The 2125-nt window shown below is 38.4% G+C and carries 3 protein-coding genes; all 3 read right to left on the bottom strand.

Annotated features, from left to right (window positions below; all coding sequences use genetic code 11):
• Positions 1-57 precede the first annotated feature (57 nt).
• The 3 genes from GJ688_RS19540 to GJ688_RS19550 all read right to left on the bottom strand — a co-directional run bounded on the left by GJ688_RS19540 (position 58) and on the right by GJ688_RS19550 (position 1864).
• Entirely contained in the window at positions 58-1059 is a 1002-nt protein-coding gene (locus GJ688_RS19540) for an ankyrin repeat domain-containing protein (RefSeq protein ID WP_155478150.1), read from the bottom strand.
• A gap of 267 nt (positions 1060-1326) precedes the next feature.
• Positions 1327-1557, bottom strand: a complete 231-nt coding sequence (locus GJ688_RS19545) for a hypothetical protein (RefSeq protein ID WP_155478151.1) — start codon at positions 1555-1557, stop codon at positions 1327-1329.
• Positions 1558-1663: 106 nt separating this feature from the next.
• Positions 1664-1864, bottom strand: coding sequence for a hypothetical protein (locus tag GJ688_RS19550; RefSeq protein ID WP_155478152.1), 201 nt, complete (start codon positions 1862-1864; stop codon positions 1664-1666).
• Positions 1865-2125: the final 261 nt, after the last annotated feature.

Here is a 2125-nt window from a genome sequence, read left to right on the forward strand (position 1 = left end):
CGGCTTTTAGACACCTCGTATGTTATCAGGGGGTGCTTTCTTTTTCAAAACGCCAATTTATCCATTACAGGAATGCTCCTCAATTAGTCTTGCCAAAGACTTCATCCCCATTTTACTTAAAAAAACTTGCCCAGATTCTTTTAGCATCGAGAATAACAAATACTCTCGTACTGATAATTGGACTTTCTTTGCTTCCATAGTCACTTTCTTCTTCATCAAATTAGCAAATTCTAATTGTTCTTGATCAGCTTTTACCTTTGCACCAGATCTATATAAGATTTCCGCCGAAACAAAGTCTTTATTAACAATAGCTAAATCAATAGGAGATAACTCATCATAATTTTCTATGTTTGGCTCAGCTCCGTATTCTAGAAGTAATCTTACTAACTTATGTTCTTTGAAATTAATTCCTAGTGCTGTATCTCCCGTTAATTTACAGGTGTAATTCGGATTTGCTCCGTAATTTAGTAATAATTTTGCTATTTCTGTATCCTTTCCGTATTTCATTAGAAGAGTCATACCCCGATCATCGACAATATTTGGATTGGCCCCATAGTCTAATAAAACTTTTACCACTCTGTGTTTATGAAATATATTCGTTGATTTACAAGCAAACTCTAGTATTGAGCAGTCGTTATTCAGCATGAAATTAGGATCTAGTCCATGATCCATAATGGAAGTTAATGTGTTTAATAGACCAAGTTTTATTGAAGTACTTATCATTTCTTTGCTTAGTAGATCATTTAGAATTTCGAGCTTGATATCTCCTTCGCTTATATTTGTAATTTTTAGGTCTTCTTTATCTATGAATATTTTATTATCAATGAAGATTAGAAGAGCTTCAACAATTCGGTCAATAGATATATACTTACGATCTATTGTAATTTCCGTCTGATATACATGCCTGTTTGATAGTTTATCTCCATAAATTACTGTTTGAGAAGACCACGGATGATCTTCAATCGCGAAGTATGAGCCTGCAAGTCGGCCTTCAAAACCACCGTAACTATTTTCTCTGAAGCCTAATGATTTGAGTTCATCCCTAATCTCGCTGTTCATACCGATTCACCCCTATTTATAAGTCTCTATAATTAGATTGGTGTAGTGAGGTATTTTAGTATTGTAGCTATTATTATAACAAACACATGGTTTGTTTTGGTTGATGTTCAAATAACAGTTACGAGTTTTTCCCTCACATAGAAGATGAGTTAGCGACGACATGGTCCTCCCACCCCTACAAATAGCCTTCCATATCCCAACAAAAACTCATCTGCTATGTAAACGCAAAAAATGGAACCTCGCCGGTAATGGCGAAAGTCGCTGCGTTTATTGAAGTTGGTTATCCCTCACCTGGACGTCGGCCAGGGTTTCTGTCAAGTCTTCTAACTCTAACCTTTTTTCGTCAAGGAGAATTATGACCTCATCGGGAACGGATAAGCCTGAAGCGTTAGCTTGAGCAATAAATTGTGTTAGCTCATTTACTGTCTTTTTGCGATCATTGGCGAAGTGTTTAACGATTGCGACTGGATCACGGTTTAAACCGATTTCACCTTCCATTTGCATCACCTCTGAAGTCTATGATGCCCTGTATGCAAAAAATCTTTACGGGAATCCTTCATTAAATACAAGCGACCCCGCCAATGAAGGCGAGATCGCTGGGAGGTCAATGAACGCGTTTCTTCATCTGTTCACGCTGATCACAAAACAGCTCAGCCCGATTACTCGATTTCTCAAGGCTTTCCTTTAATAATTCCTGAACGCTGTTCGGAACAGTCAGCCCTGCGGCTTCGATTTGTTCTTGGAAAAACTCGAGGTCTTTGGCTAAGGTAGCGTTTCTTTCGCACTTGCCGTTTAAGTTAGCCAAAGAAAGCTCGTCTTCTTCCCTCTTCCGCTGCCGACGAGATTCAAGCCATTCCTGGATGAAGACGCATCACCTCCATGATTAGTGTGTCCCAAAATTAAAAGCGACCTCGCCGAAAATGTCGCAAGATCGTGGTGTTAAGAACCAAACTTTTACGCAACTTTTTCCTATGTAGTGTTAATTATTTTAACTCAAGTTTCGCAGATTAAAAATCGCGTTAAACCCTTAACCAGTATGGGAATTTCGCCAACAAATTCTGGTGCT

Origin of the sequence: Heliobacterium mobile (assembly GCF_009720735.1) — a bacterium.
GTDB classification, from domain to species: Bacteria; Bacillota; Desulfitobacteriia; order Heliobacteriales; family Heliobacteriaceae; genus Heliobacterium; species Heliobacterium mobile.

Excerpts from the sequence above, each read along its gene's own strand:
- GJ688_RS19540 (WP_155478150.1), bottom strand. The coding sequence starts at position 1,059 with ATGAACAGCGAGATTAGGGATGAACTCAAATCATTAGGCTTCAGAGAA.
- GJ688_RS19545 (WP_155478151.1), bottom strand. The coding sequence starts at position 1,557 with ATGGAAGGTGAAATCGGTTTAAACCGTGATCCAGTCGCAATCGTTAAA.